Origin of the sequence: Limnobacter sp. CACIAM 66H1 (genome assembly GCF_001601825.1) — a bacterium.
In the GTDB taxonomy this organism is placed as follows: domain Bacteria; phylum Pseudomonadota; class Gammaproteobacteria; order Burkholderiales; family Burkholderiaceae_B; genus Limnobacter.
Genome location: NZ_LUJK01000002.1, coordinates 59,436 through 75,564 on the forward strand (window position 1 = coordinate 59,436; position 16,129 = coordinate 75,564).

A 16,129-nucleotide genomic window follows, 5' to 3' on the forward strand; every position below is an offset into this window, starting at 1 on the left:
AGATCATTTTTTGCCTCCGCCATTGCGGTTGATCAGGGATTGCATGACCAGCTCCACTGCCTGGTTCATGAATGATTCTTTGCTGATACCCATAGTGGCCATAAAGCTGGCCTTGGTTTGCGCCAGCTGGATAGTGCCATGCGTGAAACCCCACAAAGTAATGGAAATTTGCATCAGGTTGTCCAGGTCATCCCGCAGTGTTTTATCCGCCATGCCTTTGGCAAGTGCCAGCACCGTTTGTTCATGCACCTGTTGCCCAGCCTGAATCATTTCCAGTGTTGCCGAGCAGGGGTCGTCCAAGGCAATTTCGTGGTGAGAGGCTTCAAACCTCGACATGGCGGCGAAATGTGTTGGGTATTCTTCGGAAAACTGCATGTAAGCCTGACCAATTGCCCGAATTTGGTCCTCGCCAGTGGCATGTTCTTTTCGTGCCGTTTCAAACATTTCCCGCAATATTCGCAAACCCCGCAGGCAAATGGCCAAATGCAGGGCTGCTTTGTCCTTGAAGTACACGTAAACCAGCGCGCGAGACACTCTCGCCTTGCGTGCAACTTGGTCCATGGTGGCTGCGTCAAAGCCTTTTTCAGAAAAAACAAGTTCGGCGGCGTCCAGAATTTCTTCCCGGCGGCGTTCCTTTTCTTCTTCGCGACGTTCGATGACATAGTTCATGATTGGATCTTAGTTTAACCGTTGACAGAGTGTCAACGTATTTTTGATTTTTTGATTTGAAACCCCGATTTGAATCGATTTACCGAGTTTGTTTCCCGCACGGCTTGGTTGCTTCGTCAATTAAAGTTAAATCATGGTGAATTGTTTCTGTGAGAAGCGTGGTGGTTAAAAAACTGGACAGCCTGGGGCGGCAAGTGGTGTTTGTAATTGATGATCATCCGATCATCAGTTTCGGTTTGGTTGAAATGGTGAAGGATGTGGCACCCCATGCCCGCATTCGCCAGTTCTCGACACTGAAGGAGGCGGCACGACATGCTGTCGAAGAATTTCCAGCGTTGATCATCACCGACTTTCACCTGCGGGATGTACAAGCTGAAACTTTCGTGGGTTTGTTTGAAACCCTGTTCCCGGAAATTCCGGTGTTGATTACCGCCAACGATGAGAAAGTCATGGGGCAGTTAAAGCGTCATCAACTGGACAGGTTTATTGCTTTTTCAAAATTCACGCCCTTTGGAAAAATGATCGACCTGATTCGAGTGGGCTTAAGCCAGGCCAATATCGAATTGCTGCAAATGCCAACTTTGTCAAAAGCGCTCACGCACAAACAGGTTGAAGTGCTTGAATTGATTGGCGCTGGTCACAGCAACAAGGAAATTGCCACCTTGCTGAAAATTAGTGTGGAGACCGTGAAGGGGCATGTGAAAGACATTCTGGAGCGCTTGAAAGCGAAGAACAGAATGGAAGCGTCCATCATTTATCGGCACACCCAGATCCAGAAACACAGCTCGCCAGAACCGAGCTTGCACAATAATTAGTCAGTCGATCTAAATCCTCATGTTTTGAATGGCTTGGAGGACTTGTCCACATGCTATCCCCGAGGTTGTGCCCACTTTTTGGGGATATCCACAGAAATCCAGAGTGCTCAATTTCAATCGATTCGGTAAACTGCTTGCACGCAGTCCAATGTCGTCCTTCCAAAGGAGAATGAGAGATGAGCAGCTCGCTAGAATTAGAAGAGTTCATGAATGGACTGATTCGCAGAAATCCCGGCGAACCAGAGTTTCACCAAGCAGTGCATGAAGTCGCGCAACACATCATTCCTTTCGTTACAAAAAATCCGAAGTATGAAGCTGCGCAAATTTTGCAGCGCTTGACCGAGCCAGATCGAATTGTCAGTTTCCGGGTGTGTTGGGAAGACGATCAGGGCAATGTGCGAACCCAGCGTGGTTACCGGGTTCAACACAGCAACGCGATTGGTCCCTACAAAGGCGGTATTCGGTTTCACGACAACGTGACCCAGAGTATTCTGAAATTCCTCGCCTTTGAACAAACTTTCAAAAACAGTTTGACCGGTTTGCCCATGGGGGGCGGCAAGGGTGGCTCCGACTTTAATCCAAAAGGCAAAAGCGATCGTGAGATCATGCGTTTTTGCCAGGCTTTCATGACCGAACTTTCACGCCATATTGGTCCTTTCACCGATGTGCCAGCTGGCGACATCGGTGTGGGTGGACGCGAAATTTCTTACATGTTTGGTCAATACAAAAGAATCTGTAATGAATTCACTGGCGTGCTGACCGGCAAGGGGCTCGCCTTTGGGGGAAGTGAAATTCGAGTCGAAGCCACAGGGTATGGCGTGGTGTATTTTATGGAAGACATGCTGAGCCACAAGGGTTTGAAGTTTGAGGGCAAGGTGTGCTCAGTCAGTGGCTCTGGCAACGTGGCGCAATATGCAGTTGAAAAAATTCTTGCACTGGGCGGCAAAGTGATCACCATGTCTGATTCATCCGGAACGCTGCATGACAAAGACGGCATTACGATGGAAAAGCTGGCTCACATCAAAGAGCTGAAAGAAGTAAAACGGGCCCGCATCAGCGAGTACCTCAATCAATATCCGAATGCCGAATTTATTGCTGACAAACGCCCATGGCACATACCCTGCGACCTGGCTTTTCCATGTGCAACGCAAAATGAAATCAATGCCGAAGAGGCTGCCATGCTAATCAGGAATGGTTGCATGGGTGTGTCTGAGGGCGCAAACATGCCCTCTGAAAAAGGCGCAATCGATGTGTTTCAGAAGGCCCGCATTTTGTTTGCACCGTCCAAGGCAGCCAACGCGGGTGGCGTTGCTGTGTCGGGTCTTGAAATGACTCAGAACAGCATGCGTCTGTCCTGGTCACGGGATGAACTGAATCAGCGGCTGCGGACCATCATGAGCGATATTCACAAGCGCTGCGTGAAGTATGGCGCCGAAGAAGATGGCCACATCGATTACTTAAAGGGTGCCAATGTGGGCGGTTTTGTGAAGGTCGCTGACGCGATGCTGGCCTACGGCGTAATCTAAAGTCCAGCGGTTTGATCTTAAAAGGGGTTCCCAGCGAATTGGGAATCCCTTTTCTTTTGGTAGCATGGCTAATCATTTTCCTGAAAAGAAGCCAACACCATGAACGTTCTGATTGTGCATGCACACCCCGAGCCCCAATCATTTTGCACAGCAATGATGAAGCGCATGCAAAACCGTTTTGAGGAGCAGGGCCATGCGGTGACCGTGTCGGACTTGTACGCCAAGCAATTCAACCCCGTAGCCAGTGCTGCCGACTTTGCTGAGCGCAGCAACCCGGATTACCTGGTGTATGCGCTGGAGCAGCGGCACGCACAGAAAACCAATACATTGCCTGCGGACATCGCAACAGAACTTGAGTTACTCAAGCAGTGCGATTTGCTGATTCTGAATTTTCCGTTGTACTGGTTCTCTGTTCCGGCAATTTTAAAGGGATGGATCGACCGTGTGTTCTTGTCGGGCGTCGTGTACGGTGGCCGAAACTTCTATGACCGTGGTTTGATGAAAGGCAAGAAAGCGTGGCTTACTTTTACACTGGGCGGGCGCGAGCATATGTTTGGCGACCATGCCGTGCATGGTGACTTGAACACCATGTTGCGCCCGGTATTGCGCGGTAGCCTGGGTTACGCCGGGTTTGATGTACTGGAGCCTTTTGCCGCTTACCATGTGCCTTACATCACACAGGAGGCGCGAGTGGATATGCTTGAACAATTGGACAGGGCTGTCGATACTTTGGCTTCGCGTGCGCTGGTCTCGTACCCCAGCCTCAACAATTTTGATGCACAGATGAATCCGCTTGAACAATAAAAAACCCGCGGTGCTTTCGCACAACGGGTTTCAATCAAATCTACAAGAAGACCTTTCGTACGAAAGGTCGTGTAGCGGTCTTGTTGTTTTTGCTATTTCTGGATTACTTCATGCCCAGTTGCTTTTTGATCTTGGCGATCACGTCAGTTTGAACTGACTTGACCATGCCCTTGACTTGTTTCTCAAGGTCCTTGATCTGCTTCTGAACATCGCTCAACAATTTTTTGCGATCTGTCGCGCTGAACACTGATTTGGCTGCGGCGGCCTTGGCTTTTGCAGCTGGCTTTGCTTTGGCAACAGTTTTCTTCGCTTTGGCCGCAGCATTCGCTACGCTGGCAGTGGCTGCCTTGGCGCGGGTAGTTGCGGGCTTCTTGGCGGCTGGCTTGGCAGCAGCTTTCTTGGCAGCCGGCTTTTTGGCAGCAGCTGGTTTCGCAGCGGCGGGCTTTTTAGCAGCAGGCTTTTTGGCGGCAGCGGCTGGTTTAGCAGCAGCTGGTTTTTTCGCGGCAGCGGGTTTTGCTGCTGCTGGTTTTTTCGCTGCTGCTGGTTTTGCAGCGGCTGGTTTTTTAGCAGCGGGTTTTTTTGCTGCTGGTTTTTTTGGAGCTGGGGTTGCTTTGCTTGCCTCGGCTTCGACTGGCTTTTGATCTGTTGTAACCATGTTTTGTAACCTTCCTTAAACGGTGTGGTGAGTTATGTGTACATCAAATTTTATTAACTGAAAAGCTTTTTTCATCAATACATGATCAACAACCCGTTTGTGTGTAAATTTCAATAACTTTTGTCGTTTTTTTTTCGCACCACTCGCGTGCAAATTCTCAAATTTTTTTTTGAATTTTATTGGCATTGCTCTTGCTAGTTTGATGTTGAATCAACTTCAAATGCACCGCCGTGTTCAAGCATCTTTCCAAACTTTCTCACCACGCAGCCTGGCGACGGCAACTTGAATTGCTGCTCGATTCCACTGGCGAGGGCATTTATGGAATCGACTTGAAAGGCCGTTGTGTTTTCATCAACAAAGCGGGTGCGGAAATGTTGGGTTACTCGGCCGATGAAGTGCTTGGCAGGAATATGCATTACTTGATGCACCACTCCTATGCGAACAACGATTTGATGCCAGTGTGTGAATGCCACATCTTTCGGGCGTTTCAAGAAAACAAGGGTTGCCGAGTGGACAACGAGGTGCTGTGGCGAAGGGACGGCACTTGCTTTCATGCCGAGTACGCTTCTTACCCTATTTTTGAAGAACAAGCAGTGGTGGGCGCTGTAGTTACATTCAATGACATCACCGAGCGGGTTGAAGCCCAGAATATTCGTGCTGCGGCGCAGGTCGAGCTGGAGCGCAGAGTGATTGAGCGCACCGCACAATTGCAGAAGGCACACGACAGAATGCGCAGGTTGTCCGCTCACCTCACCACTGTTCGCGAAGAGGAACGTACCCGCATCGCTCGCGAGATGCACGATGACCTCGGGGCCAAGCTGACCGCGTTTGATCTGGAGTTGAAGGCGCTGTCGTACCGTTGTGCCAACGATGAAAAACTCACCTTGAGAATCGAGAGCATGTTGGACCTTGCACAGGGCGCCATGGAAAGTTTGCGTCGAATTCTTTCAGACCTTCGGCCAGGCGTTCTGGATCATCTGGGGCTTTGGGCGGCAGTCGAGCATTTGCTGGGAGAGTTCTCCCAGCGCACCAAAGTGGTGAGTTCAATCGATATTTCCCCAGAGTTGGAACATGTCCGTTTAAGCAAAGGTACTGAGACAGCCCTGTATCGAATTTTGCAGGAGGCACTGAACAATGTGGCCAAACACTCCGGGGCAAGCAGGGTGGAGGTACGTGCACACACCGAGGGCAGGGCCATTCTTTTTCAAGTCAGGGACAACGGGCGCGGCATGGCGGTGCGCACTTTCAATGCCGGTTTCGGTTTGATGGGTATTGAGGAACGCGCTTGGGACATTGGTGCGCGTTGCTCGATTGATTCGATGTTGGGTCAGGGGGTTTGCATTACGCTTCGCCTGCCGGAGGTGCTAGCGTCATGAATATTTTGATCGTAGACGACCACATGATCATTCGCCGCGGCCTGGTTCAGATTCTGGACGAGTTTGATGGGCAGTACTGCAGCGAGCAGGCCGCCGATGGCGTGGAGGCCATGCAGAAACTCCGCAAGGGAAATTTTGATGCTGTATTGCTGGACGTTGCCTTGGGCGAACGGGATGGCTTTGATGTACTGAAAAGCGTGCGCAGTGAGTTTCCGAAATTGGGGGTGGTGATGTTGTCGGTGTACCCCGAAACGCAGTTCGCCTTGCGTGCCATTCGCAGTGGTGCCAATGCCTACCTGAACAAGGGCTGCTCGCCTGCCGAATTGACACAGGCCCTTCAAATGGCCTGTTCCGGACAAGTGTATTTAACTCCGGCCACGGCCAACCTGATGGCCAATGATTTGCGTAAACCTGCTGACCGGCCTCCTCATGAGCGATTGTCCAATCGGGAGATGCAGGTGTTGCGTTTGATGGCGCAGGGCGAGACCGTTCAGCACATTGCACAGGCCTTGTGTTTGTCAGGCAATACAGTTTCAACTTACCGGGCCCGTGTGTTTGAAAAACTGGAACTGAAAAACCTGGTGGACCTGGTGAACTACACCAAGATGCATGGCCTGTAAAAACCCGGCGTGAAGTTTTCTTGTAGGGCCAGCACTACAACACAATCACAAATGACGTGATACCCGGCTCAAGGCCTGCACGGCACACTGAAAGCCTGTTCAACGCAGTGTTGCCGGAGAAACGTGAATGGCCAGAATGCAAGGGTTCAGACTGGGTGTGTATGTGTTCAAGGAAGCCGAGGTGGTGGACTATGCGGCACCCTATGGGGTGTTCTCAGTGGCCAAGCGTTTCGACCCAGAGTTGGAAGTGTTCTTGATCGCCGAAAGCATGCGCCCTGTGCAAACGCAGGCAGGTCTCACTGTATTGCCCAGCTATGCGTTTGCTGACACCCCCGACATGGATGCATTTCTGATTCCCGGTGGCTTCGGTACCCGGCAGGAAATGAACAACGGCAATTTGCACCGCTTCATTCGGACCCTACCTGACACCTGTCTGTTGACCAGCGTGTGCACAGGCTCCTGGATATACGCCCGCATGGGTTTGCTCGATGGCTTGGCTGCCACCAATCGCAAAGAACCTGATCGTCTTGAGGCCTCGCATCTCGGTAAAACTCCCATCGATCGACTCGCTGAAATTGCGCCGGCTTGCCAGGTCAGCAGAGCCCGAGTGGTGGATGCAGGCCGGATCGTCACAGGTGGGGGTATCGCAAGCGGAATGGAAGTGGGTTTTCACCTGCTGCGCCGCGCCGGTTACGACGAGGAATTCATTGCAGAGGTAGCCCGTGTGATGGAGTACACCAAGGCCTACCAGCAATACCAGCATGACATTGATTATTTTCGCCCCGCATTAAGCCGCGCCACAGCCTGATTGTTGCAACACTGCATAGGAGTTCACCATGTCCTTTTTCAAGAACCCGTTTGATCCCAATACTCGTCTGGGCATGCGTTGCGCCTGCGGCCAACACAACAGCCAGGCAGAACACGACCAGCAACTGGCTGTGCAACAAATGGAAGAGCGTGCAGTTGAAAACGCGGTCATGCACGCCTTGTTTCCCAACGACCAGTTGCGCCGAAATTTCCTGCGCGCGGTGGGCAGTGGTACCGCCATGGCAGCCATTCGCAGCCTGTTCCCTTTGGCGGCAGCCAAAGAGGCGTTTGCCCAAAGCAATGGCCCTTTGGAAAAGCAAAAGCTGAAGGTCGGCTTCATTCCGATTACCTGTGCAACACCCATCATCATGGCGCAGCCTTTGGGCTTTTACGCCAAGCAAGGCCTGGATGTTGAAGTGGTGAAAACCGCAGGTTGGGCGGTGGTGCGCGACAAATCGCTGGCCAAAGAATACGATGCGGCGCACATGTTGTCGCCCATGCCCTTGGCCATCTCCATGGGTGTAGGCTCGAACGCCATTCCATGGACCATGCCCGCCGTTGAAAACATCAACGGTCAGGCGATCACGCTCGCCATGAAGCACAAGGACAAACGCAATCCGAAAGACTGGAAGGGTTTCAAGTTTGCAGTGCCGTTTGACTATTCCATGCACAACTACCTGTTGCGCTACTACCTGGCCGAGGCTGGCCTTGATCCCGATCGCGATGTCCAGATTCGTTCTGTTCCACCTCCCGAAATGGTGGCCAATATGCGTGCTGACAACATTGATGGTTTTCTGGCGCCTGACCCTGTGAACCAGCGCGCAGTGTATGACGGCGTGGGCTTTATTCACATTCTGTCGAAAGAAATCTGGTCGGGCCACCCATGCTGCGCATTTGCGGCCAGCAAAGAATTTGTGACCCAAAACCCCAACAGCTACAAAGCCCTGTTGAAGGCGGTGCTGGATGCCACGGCCTACGCACGCAAAGCCGAGAACCGCAAGGAAATTGCAGCAGCCATTGCCCCCACCAATTACTTGAACCAGCCATTAACAGTGGTTGAACAGGTGTTGACTGGCACCTATGCCGATGGTTTGGGCGGGATTCAGAAAGATCCGCAGCGCATCGACTTTGATCCATTCCCGTACCAGAGTTTTGCGATCTGGATTTTGACGCAGATGAAACGCTGGGGGCAAATCAAGGGCGATGTGGATTACAACAAAATTGCCAAGGACGTATTTCTGGCCACCGATGCAACCCGTTTGATGAAGGAAGTGGGCTTGCAACCACCGTCATCGCTCGACAAAAAATTCAGCGTGATGGGCAAGCCATTCGATCCCAAAAAGCCTGAGGAGTACATCAACAGTTTTGCAATTTCCAGAACCAAGGGCTAAGCGGCATGAAAGATTTCAGGAAGCAAAAGTGGGCGCCATGGGCTTTGTCGGGATTGATTCTGGTGGTGTTGATTGCCATTTGGACTGTCGCCACCTTGCCCGAAGACTCGGCAGTGAATGTGGACCCGGAGTATGCAGCACTGGTGGGTCAGGCTGCATCCACAGGCAGCAAAACCCCATTGCCCACTCCGGGCGATGTGGGTGAAAAGTTGTGGGGGCACATCAGTGATCCCTTCTACGACCGTGGCACTAACGACAAAGGCATCGGCATTCAATTGGGCTATTCCATTTTCCGCGTGCTGGTGGGTTTTGGTTTGGCCGCACTGGTGGCGATTCCTTTGGGTTTTGTGATCGGGATGTCACCTTTGCTGTACAAGGCGCTTGACCCCTTCATTCAGGTGTTGAAACCGGTATCGCCTTTGGCGTGGATGCCCTTGGCGCTATACACCATCAAGGACAGTGACACCTCGGCCATCTTTGTGATTTTCATTTGTTCCATTTGGCCCATGTTGGTCAACACAGCGTTCGGTGTGGCGGGAGTTCGGCGCGATTGGCTGAACGTAGCAAAAACGTTGGAGGTCAGTTCACTGCGCACAGCTTTCCAGGTGATCTTGCCAGCAGCTGCCCCCACCATCATGACTGGCATGCGCATTTCCGTGGGCATTGCCTGGTTGGTGATTGTGGCGGCTGAAATGCTGGTGGGCGGTACCGGCATTGGCTACTTTGTGTGGAACGAATGGAACAACTTGTCGATTGCCAACATCATCAGCGCAATTTTGTTCATCGGCTTGATCGGCATGTTGCTCGACACGCTGCTGGCTCGAATGGCCAAGCTGGTCAGCTACAAGGAGTAAACCAACATGACGACTGAACACAGAATATTCAGCAAAGACCTCGTGCCCGGTGAGCTGGCAGCTGCCTTCCTCCAAGTGGAAGGATTGGTGAAAAGCTACACACCTTCAGATTCCTCTGTTCCTCCTGTGTTCGAGGCTGTGAACTTCGACATACAGAAAGGTGAGTTTGTTTGCATCATTGGCCATTCGGGTTGCGGCAAAAGCACGATTCTGAACATTCTGGCCGGGCTGGATGAAGCCACGCAAGGCTATGTGATCATGAATGGCAAGGAAGTGGTAGGCCCGTCGCTGGACCGTGGGGTGGTGTTTCAAAGCCATGCGCTGATGCCCTGGATGACAGCGTTGAAAAACGTGGAGTTTGGTGTACGTTCTCGCTGGCCCGACAAAACCCCTGAAGAAGTCACCGAACATGCCATGAAGTATCTGGACATGGTGGGGTTGAGCAAAGCAGCCAACAAAAAGCCGCATGAACTGTCGGGAGGCATGAAGCAACGTGTGGGTATTGCCCGTGCCTTTGCCATTCAGCCGCAAATGCTGTTACTGGACGAGCCATTCGGCGCACTGGATGCACTCACCCGCGGAACGATTCAGGACGAGTTACTGCAAATTGTGAAGGCCACAGGGCAAACCGTGTTCATGATTACGCACGATGTGGATGAAGCCATTTTACTGGCCGACAAAGTGATGCTGATGAGCCATGGTCCACGCGCGCGCATTGCAGAAATTGTTGAAAACACCATGCCGCGCGAACGCACCCGAAGCACCGTGCATCACGACCCGCAGTACTACGCCATTCGCAACCATTTGGTTGATTTCCTGGTGAACCGTGCAGCACCCGTACCCAGCGCCGAACCCGATGGCAACAAATTGAACGCTGAATTGCACAAACAACCCACCGTGGTTCGCCCAGGTTTGAAAGCCCTGAGCAACACGAAAGTTGGCACCGAGACAACACCCCCACTAAATTTGATTCAAAGGAGTGCACCATGAAACGAACCGACGTCACCGAATTGATTGTATTGGCCAAGCGCAAGAAGAAATGCACTTGGGACGACTGTGCCAAAGTACTGGGCCAGTCCAAGGAATGGAGCACAGCGGCATTGCTGGGCCAGATGACCTTGACCGAAGAACAGGCCAAGAAAATTGGCGAGTATTTGGCCTTGCCACCCGAGGCAGTGGATTGCCTGCAAGTCGTGCCTTACAAGGGGTCGCTGCCCACCGCCGTGCCGACTGACCCTCTGATTTATCGCTTTTATGAATTGATCAGTGTGTACGGCACTACCTTCAAGGAACTGATTCATGAAGAGTTTGGTGACGGCATCATGAGTGCGATCGACTTCAAAATGGATTTGCAGCGCGAGCCTCACCCCATGGGTGACCGCGTCAGCATCAATATGAGCGGCAAATTCCTGCCTTACAAAACCTATTGATTTCAAGGCCGAATTTACGGCTGGCTGAACACCCCGGGTTAGAATAAGCGCTTGTCTTAATTCTTACCTGGGGTAATGCTGTGACTGATTCAACCAACAACGCCGCCGCTGGCGACGAACTCGTACTTCCTTCTGGCGTGAAGCTGACTTTCAAAAAGCGCGGCACCGGCACGCAAAAGCCCACACCGAATTCAATCGTGGAAGTGCACTATGAGGGCACTTTTCTGGATGGTCGCGTATTCGATAGTTCAATCAAACGCAACGAAAAAATCTCTTTTCCGCTGAACCGTGTGATTCCAGCCTGGACCCAGGCTTTGTGCGAAATGGTGGTGGGTGATCGGGCAATCGTGTTCTGCCCATCCGACACTGCATATGGCGCGCGTGGTGCAGGTCCGATTCCGGGCAACACCGACTTGGTGTTTGATGTGGAGTTGTTCGACATCCGCTGAGGTTTTTTGCTCACTTGGCATGGGTTGTTTGTGTCGCACTGGACTAGCGGACTAGTGGGCTTGGGAGCAAAACTTGAAGGGTCACCGCTGCGGTTTTTGGCAAACTCGGCATGGGTTACTTGTTCCGCACAGAAAACCGCTTAGTCCCTTTTTGAATGGATTCTTGCTCACCTCGCTCGGCAAAAGGGCGGGCCGAGTCTCGGTGTCGGCTTGTGGCCGAGCGCTGCGAATCCACTCAAACGGGGCGATTTTCTTGAAGTGCGCCCCAAGCAATCCCACTGCCGTGTTGGCTTGAACCCGCAGAGTGCGCCCATCTCTAAGTTCAGTTCCCGAATCTCCGGCCAGCGCTTCTCCACCTCCGATCGACTCATGGCTGCGTTCAAAGCCGTATCAACACTGGCGAATCTCCCTCTCCACGCAACTCACGGCTGATTTCATCGCCCAATCGGCGGCGGTGTTTCGATCGCTTCGCCTTCAAGAAAACCTGCCCTTGCGTGCCGAGCAGGGCCGGTGTTGCCCAGCATGGGCAACAGAGAACGGACCCGACCCGCAGTTTAGGAGGGTCGTTCTCAGGCATCGCAAGGCTCAGCAAGGGCAGGTTTTCTGGCGAGAGATCGGAACCCAAGCCAAGTGGGCTAATCAAGATCGACGCGTGATCAGAACCCAAGCCGAGTGGGCTCAAGCCGCCTTGCGCAGCTGAAATTGCCGCGTTCCCCACTGAATCAGGAATGGCACCAAGGCCAGCGCAGCCAGAGAAATGACCACTTCCAGTGAAATCAATTCTTCCAGCCGGTTTACTTTGGATAACTCGTTGCCCGCATTTACATACAGCATGGTGCCGGGCAGCATACCCACAAAGCTTGTCCACAAGAATGTCCACGGCTTTACACGCTCAGGCCAGCCAGCAAATTGAATGCGACAAAAGGAATGATGGGGGCCAGTCGAAGACTGAGCAGGTAGGCTACTTCGTTCTTGTCTATGCCCTTGTTGATCTCATCCAGCTTGTCGGCGAAGCGGGCCTCAACGGATGATCGAAAGAAGTGCCGCGCAAACAGCATCGTGAGCAGGGCACCCAAAGCCGATGCGGCGGTGGACACCACCATGCACAGGCCAAACCCCATGCAGCCCCCACCCACCAGCATCAATACACCTGCACCTGGCAGGCACAAGGCGGTAATTACTACAAATACACCGAAGTAAATCAAAGTGATCAACGTGGGGTTATTCACAAAGTGCATGGCCAACTCGCGCTGTGCGGCCAGCATGTCTTGAAGTGATACATCGGCATTCATCCACACGAAGAGCAACGCTGCTGCAATCAGCAGCAATGCTGTTTTCCTCCAGTGTTGTTGAACAGCCTGTGGCATTTGGTACTTCCTCAACCCTTCAATACAATCGGCTCAATGGCCTCGCCTTGCGGCAGTATGCGGCCAATAATGGCGGTGTGTTCATAGCCCAGTTGCTTCAATGCAGCCACACAGGCCTCTGCTTTTTCGCCGGGCACGGTGGCCAGCAAACCACCTGCGGTTTGCGGATCAAATATCAATGGGTAGCGCGGGTCATTCACATACTCAGCCTGATTTCGAATGGCTCGGCGCAAGCGCACGTTCGCAGGTTGCAGAGAACTGACAATGCCTGCGCTGACCATGTCAAGCGCACCGTCCAGCAGGGGCAGGGCGCTTAAATCAAGTTCGGCATCCACTTCAGAGGGACGGGTCATTTCCACGAGGTGACCCAACAGGCCGAAACCAGTCAGGTCTGTACAAGCCTTCGATCCATATTCACGCAGGCACTGTGCGCCCAAGCGGTTGCTTTTCACCATCGATTCCAGCGCAGCATCTATCCAGCGGCCTTTGGTTTTAAACTGCGGCAGGGCGGCGAACAAGGTGCCAGTGCCAATGGGTTTGGTCAGCAAAATTGCATCGCCAGGCCGCATGCCGCCCTTGATCATCACGCCATCCAGGTTTTCATCCACCAAACCGTTGATGGCAAAACCCAGGGCCAACTCGCGGCCTTCTCCGGTGTGGCCACCCACCAATGCGCAGCCTGCATCGTTCAAAACCTCCACTGCACCACTCATCATTTGGAACAGCAGTTCCTCTACTTTCGACTCAAGCCCAGGCGGCACGGTGACCACGGCGGTGGCCGATTGCGCCTCGCCACCCATGGCAAACACATCGCCCAGTGCGTGGTTGGCTGCAACCTTCCCGAATATATAGGGATCGTCCACAAAAGCCCGGAAGAAGTCGACGGTGTGCACCATCGCTTTGCCGGGTGGCACTTTCACAATCGCCGCATCGTCAGGTGCATGCAGGCCCACCAATACATCTTCGCGATCCACGGGCTTTAGGTTACCCAGTGCGCGAGATAAAACCGTGGAACCCACCTTGGCACCGCAGCCGCCACAGCGCATCGCAATTGCAGAAATGGCCTGCAGGCTTTCTTCCTGCGTCAGTGCCAAATTCGGTGTGCTGTTGCCCCCTGCTGGTTTTGCAGTTGGATCCATGTCTGGAAAGTCGCTGAATTTCGCCATGAAGCGGCGGTCAATCCAGTCCTTCCACTGCCACACCCAGGCGCCCGCAAAGCCAAGTGAGCCCTTGGAGGCCACTGCATATTTGTCACCAGTGCTGATCAAGGCCAGCCAGGTTTTCTGAGGGCGGTATTCGAGCAGGTCGGCACCCTGTACAAACAGGTGCAAATTTTTGGTCAAGGGTTTGCCCATGCGCACCGCGAATACACCAGCTTTTTCAAGTGGTGTACTGGTCAAATTCGCAATGTCGCCCGCTGCAAAAATTTTGGGATCACGTGTGGTTTGCAGGGTGGGGCCCACATTGATGAAGCCGCGTGAATCCAGTTCAAGGTCGGTGTTTTTCAGCCAAGCTGCGCCTCCTGCTTGCGTCACCCACATGATTTCGTCAGCATGCAGGCGCTCACCTCGCTTGGTCTGCAGGGTGTGGCCATCCAGTTGAACCACCTCTGCATCCCGGTGAAGTACCACGCCACGTTCATTCAATACTTTTTCGAAGCGAGCGCGCACGCCCGGGTTGTGGGTGGGCAGTACCTCGGCGTCTGCGGTGAACAGGTGAAATTCCAGTTCATCCGGATTGCGGCCCATGGTGCTCAGTTCATTGCGCAATCGGAATTGCATGGCCAAGGCCAGTTCAACACCGCCTGCACCACCACCCACCACAGCAATGGTAGTTTTGCCGGCATGGGTTTTTACTCGGTCCAGCAAGTTAACCCAGCGCTGATTGAATCGAGCAATCGGTTTCACGGGCACTGCATTTTCCAACGCACCTGGCACCAGTTGAACTTGTGGAGTGCTGCCAATATTGATGGACAGCGCATCATAAGCCACAGGTGGGCGGTTCTTGCAGATCACTTTTTGATTGACGCGATCAATACCCACCACTTCATCCTTGAACAGGCGTGCACCTGCAAAGGCACATAAGCGACCCAGGTCAATGTGTACATCGTCGTAACTGTAGTGGCCTGCAATATAGCCAGGCAGCATGCCGGAATAGGGGGTGTGAATATCGGTACAAATCAGGGTAAGGCGCACACCGGGCCAAGGCTTCATGCCAAACATGCGCAGCACACCCACATGACTGTGGCCACCGCCTACCAGCACAATGTCACGAAGAATGGGTTGATCAGATGTTTGCATGGTTTACTTCTTGTGGGTTGAGTTTGTTGTTGTATTGAACTGCTCGTTGTACGAGTGCAATTAACTGGTTTTGTTCGTTTTCTGGGGCAAATAGTTTGGCCCGCTCGGCGCATTGGTTTTTCAGCTTGGCATACAAACTGGATTTACCCGGTGGCAGGGGTTTCGGATTCACAATGTCCTCCTGCAACTGGGTTAGCACATTGGCCAACGCATGCGCATTGCCCAGGGGAAAATAACCGGGGTAGCCTGCGCCCAACATGCCAATGTTGCCGTCGATGTAACTCGCCACTACAGGTGTCCCACTGCACACAGCTTCCATGATCACATGTGCGCCCCCCTCCATTTTGCTGGCGTGTACCAGCACATGGGCACGTTGAATTCGTGCTCGGGTTGTACTGTGCGGCTGGTTGCCCAGCCACCGGTAATTGGGGCAAGCCTGCATGGTCTCCTCAGCGGCTTGGGCCAACTCCGGGTCGAGTGGACCACCAATGTGGTCGATGAAAATATCGGGGTAAGCACGCAGCAATACCGCTGCCTCCATGAGGGTTTGGGGCATTTTTTCATCCCGAAGATGCCCCACCATGACAACCTTCAATCGGCGTTTTGCCTTCGCGAGCGTTTTGCGTGAAGAGGTGGATTGAAAAATTACCGATGTTTTTTTCTTGCAGGGCTTCGCCCAGTTTCTCGGTGCCTTTTTCTTGCAGCACGATCAGATGCCGTGCCAACTCCAGCGATTTTTGGGCTGTTTCGTCGGTGTCAATGTCGCGATACAGGTCGGTGCCTGTCAGCGCCAGTATTAGCCCCAGGCTTCCTTGCGCATCTGTGCCGCGGCTTTGCGCCCAAGTTGCGATTGAATCGGCAGAACGCCGCGCATGCAGCGCAATCATTGCAACATCGTTTTGTGTGGCCAGGTTGCTTTCCCAATGCTTCACAATGCGCACATTAAAATGCCCGGATAAAAACAATTGCCAGCGGCGGGCGGTTTGCCAGTTGCCGTTGTTGGAATCGGCAAGAGCGGGGCTTACGATGGCGACGGACGGTTTAATCAAGACAACAGCCACTTCAT

The 16,129-nt window shown here is 52.9% G+C and carries 18 protein-coding genes; 11 read left to right on the top strand and 7 right to left on the bottom strand.

The genetic code is table 11. The features are described 5' to 3' along the window. Window positions 1–3: 3 nt before the first annotated feature. The gene (locus A0129_RS00925; protein ID WP_291711549.1) at window positions 4–669 is read right to left on the bottom strand and encodes a TetR/AcrR family transcriptional regulator; all 666 of its coding nucleotides are present in this window, start codon (window positions 667–669) and stop codon (window positions 4–6) included. Window positions 670–818: 149 nt separating this feature from the next. On the opposite strand from A0129_RS00925, the gene A0129_RS00930 reads away from it, so the two are divergent. From A0129_RS00930 to A0129_RS00940, 3 genes are all read left to right on the top strand, one after another. After that, on the top strand, window positions 819–1,484 hold the full coding sequence (locus tag A0129_RS00930; protein ID WP_291711550.1) for a response regulator transcription factor: 666 nt from the start codon (window positions 819–821) through the stop codon (window positions 1,482–1,484). A 176-nt stretch (window positions 1,485–1,660) separates the two neighbouring features. Next, window positions 1,661–3,010 (top strand): NADP-specific glutamate dehydrogenase, encoded by a 1,350-nt coding sequence (gene gdhA / locus A0129_RS00935; protein ID WP_291711552.1) that lies wholly within the window; start codon window positions 1,661–1,663, stop codon window positions 3,008–3,010. 99 nt (window positions 3,011–3,109) lie between these two features. Further along, window positions 3,110–3,814 (top strand): NAD(P)H-dependent oxidoreductase, encoded by a 705-nt coding sequence (locus A0129_RS00940; RefSeq protein ID WP_291711554.1) that lies wholly within the window; start codon window positions 3,110–3,112, stop codon window positions 3,812–3,814. 103 nt (window positions 3,815–3,917) lie between these two features. On the opposite strand, the gene A0129_RS00945 is transcribed toward A0129_RS00940, so the two are convergent. Beyond that, window positions 3,918–4,469: a hypothetical protein gene (locus A0129_RS00945; RefSeq protein WP_291711555.1), complete on the bottom strand. Its 552-nt coding sequence runs from the start codon at window positions 4,467–4,469 to the stop codon at window positions 3,918–3,920. A 230-nt stretch (window positions 4,470–4,699) separates the two neighbouring features. On the opposite strand from A0129_RS00945, the gene A0129_RS00950 reads away from it, so the two are divergent. The 8 genes from A0129_RS00950 to A0129_RS00985 all read left to right on the top strand — a co-directional run bounded on the left by A0129_RS00950 (window position 4,700) and on the right by A0129_RS00985 (window position 11,396). Further along, on the top strand, window positions 4,700–5,845 hold the full coding sequence (locus A0129_RS00950) for a PAS domain-containing sensor histidine kinase (protein WP_291711558.1): 1,146 nt from the start codon (window positions 4,700–4,702) through the stop codon (window positions 5,843–5,845). Further along, window positions 5,842–6,465 (top strand): response regulator transcription factor, encoded by a 624-nt coding sequence (locus tag A0129_RS00955; RefSeq protein WP_291711561.1) that lies wholly within the window; start codon window positions 5,842–5,844, stop codon window positions 6,463–6,465. Before A0129_RS00950 ends, A0129_RS00955 begins: the two co-directional genes overlap by 4 nt. Before the next feature lie 127 nt (window positions 6,466–6,592). Beyond that, complete coding sequence (locus A0129_RS00960) at window positions 6,593–7,273, top strand: DJ-1/PfpI family protein (RefSeq protein ID WP_291711563.1); 681 nt, start codon at window positions 6,593–6,595, stop codon at window positions 7,271–7,273. Between the two features lie 28 nt (window positions 7,274–7,301). Then, entirely contained in the window at window positions 7,302–8,663 is a 1,362-nt protein-coding gene (locus A0129_RS00965; protein ID WP_291711565.1) for a CmpA/NrtA family ABC transporter substrate-binding protein, read from the top strand. A 5-nt stretch (window positions 8,664–8,668) separates the two neighbouring features. Then, window positions 8,669–9,517, top strand: a complete 849-nt coding sequence (gene ntrB / locus A0129_RS00970) for a nitrate ABC transporter permease (protein WP_291711568.1) — start codon at window positions 8,669–8,671, stop codon at window positions 9,515–9,517. A gap of 54 nt (window positions 9,518–9,571) precedes the next feature. Beyond that, window positions 9,572–10,507: an ABC transporter ATP-binding protein gene (locus A0129_RS00975; RefSeq protein WP_367189668.1), complete on the top strand. Its 936-nt coding sequence runs from the start codon at window positions 9,572–9,574 to the stop codon at window positions 10,505–10,507. After that, entirely contained in the window at window positions 10,504–10,947 is a 444-nt protein-coding gene (gene cynS / locus A0129_RS00980) for a cyanase (protein ID WP_275270103.1), read from the top strand. The genes A0129_RS00975 and cynS overlap by 4 nt, the downstream gene beginning before the upstream one ends. Before the next feature lie 80 nt (window positions 10,948–11,027). Beyond that, the gene (locus A0129_RS00985; protein ID WP_008250135.1) at window positions 11,028–11,396 is read left to right on the top strand and encodes an FKBP-type peptidyl-prolyl cis-trans isomerase; all 369 of its coding nucleotides are present in this window, start codon (window positions 11,028–11,030) and stop codon (window positions 11,394–11,396) included. Window positions 11,397–12,074: 678 nt separating this feature from the next. On the opposite strand, the gene A0129_RS00990 is transcribed toward A0129_RS00985, so the two are convergent. Genes A0129_RS00990 through A0129_RS15795 form a run of 5 tightly spaced genes read right to left on the bottom strand, consistent with a single transcriptional unit; the run spans window position 12,075 to window position 16,112 of the window. Then, window positions 12,075–12,251 carry a hypothetical protein gene (locus A0129_RS00990; RefSeq protein WP_291711572.1) on the bottom strand — a complete coding sequence of 59 codons (177 nt, stop codon included), beginning with the start codon at window positions 12,249–12,251 and terminating at the stop codon, window positions 12,075–12,077. A 29-nt stretch (window positions 12,252–12,280) separates the two neighbouring features. Beyond that, window positions 12,281–12,763, bottom strand: a complete 483-nt coding sequence (locus A0129_RS00995; protein WP_291711574.1) for a VTT domain-containing protein — start codon at window positions 12,761–12,763, stop codon at window positions 12,281–12,283. Window positions 12,764–12,774: 11 nt separating this feature from the next. Further along, a complete protein-coding gene (gene selD / locus A0129_RS01000) occupies window positions 12,775–15,063 on the bottom strand; it encodes a selenide, water dikinase SelD (RefSeq protein WP_291711576.1) in 2,289 nt (762 codons plus the stop codon). Further along, complete coding sequence (locus tag A0129_RS15790; protein WP_367189655.1) at window positions 15,050–15,646, bottom strand: glycosyltransferase; 597 nt, start codon at window positions 15,644–15,646, stop codon at window positions 15,050–15,052. The genes selD and A0129_RS15790 overlap by 14 nt, the downstream gene beginning before the upstream one ends. Then, on the bottom strand, window positions 15,624–16,112 hold the full coding sequence (locus A0129_RS15795) for a hypothetical protein (protein WP_367189657.1): 489 nt from the start codon (window positions 16,110–16,112) through the stop codon (window positions 15,624–15,626). The genes A0129_RS15790 and A0129_RS15795 overlap by 23 nt, the downstream gene beginning before the upstream one ends. Between the last annotated feature and the right edge of the window lie 17 nt (window positions 16,113–16,129).

Coding starts and splice junctions, on each gene's coding strand:
- A0129_RS00955 (WP_291711561.1), top strand. CDS start 5,842: ATGAATATTTTGATCGTAGACGACCACATGATCATTCGCCGCGGCCTG.
- ntrB (WP_291711568.1), top strand. CDS start 8,669: ATGAAAGATTTCAGGAAGCAAAAGTGGGCGCCATGGGCTTTGTCGGGA.
- A0129_RS00965 (WP_291711565.1), top strand. CDS start 7,302: ATGTCCTTTTTCAAGAACCCGTTTGATCCCAATACTCGTCTGGGCATG.
- gdhA (WP_291711552.1), top strand. CDS start 1,661: ATGAGCAGCTCGCTAGAATTAGAAGAGTTCATGAATGGACTGATTCGC.
- A0129_RS00925 (WP_291711549.1), bottom strand. CDS start 669: ATGAACTATGTCATCGAACGTCGCGAAGAAGAAAAGGAACGCCGCCGG.
- A0129_RS00945 (WP_291711555.1), bottom strand. CDS start 4,469: ATGGTTACAACAGATCAAAAGCCAGTCGAAGCCGAGGCAAGCAAAGCA.
- A0129_RS15790 (WP_367189655.1), bottom strand. CDS start 15,646: ATGGTGGGGCATCTTCGGGATGAAAAAATGCCCCAAACCCTCATGGAG.
- A0129_RS00995 (WP_291711574.1), bottom strand. CDS start 12,763: ATGCCACAGGCTGTTCAACAACACTGGAGGAAAACAGCATTGCTGCTG.
- selD (WP_291711576.1), bottom strand. CDS start 15,063: ATGCAAACATCTGATCAACCCATTCTTCGTGACATTGTGCTGGTAGGC.
- A0129_RS00940 (WP_291711554.1), top strand. CDS start 3,110: ATGAACGTTCTGATTGTGCATGCACACCCCGAGCCCCAATCATTTTGC.
- A0129_RS00960 (WP_291711563.1), top strand. CDS start 6,593: ATGGCCAGAATGCAAGGGTTCAGACTGGGTGTGTATGTGTTCAAGGAA.
- cynS (WP_275270103.1), top strand. CDS start 10,504: ATGAAACGAACCGACGTCACCGAATTGATTGTATTGGCCAAGCGCAAG.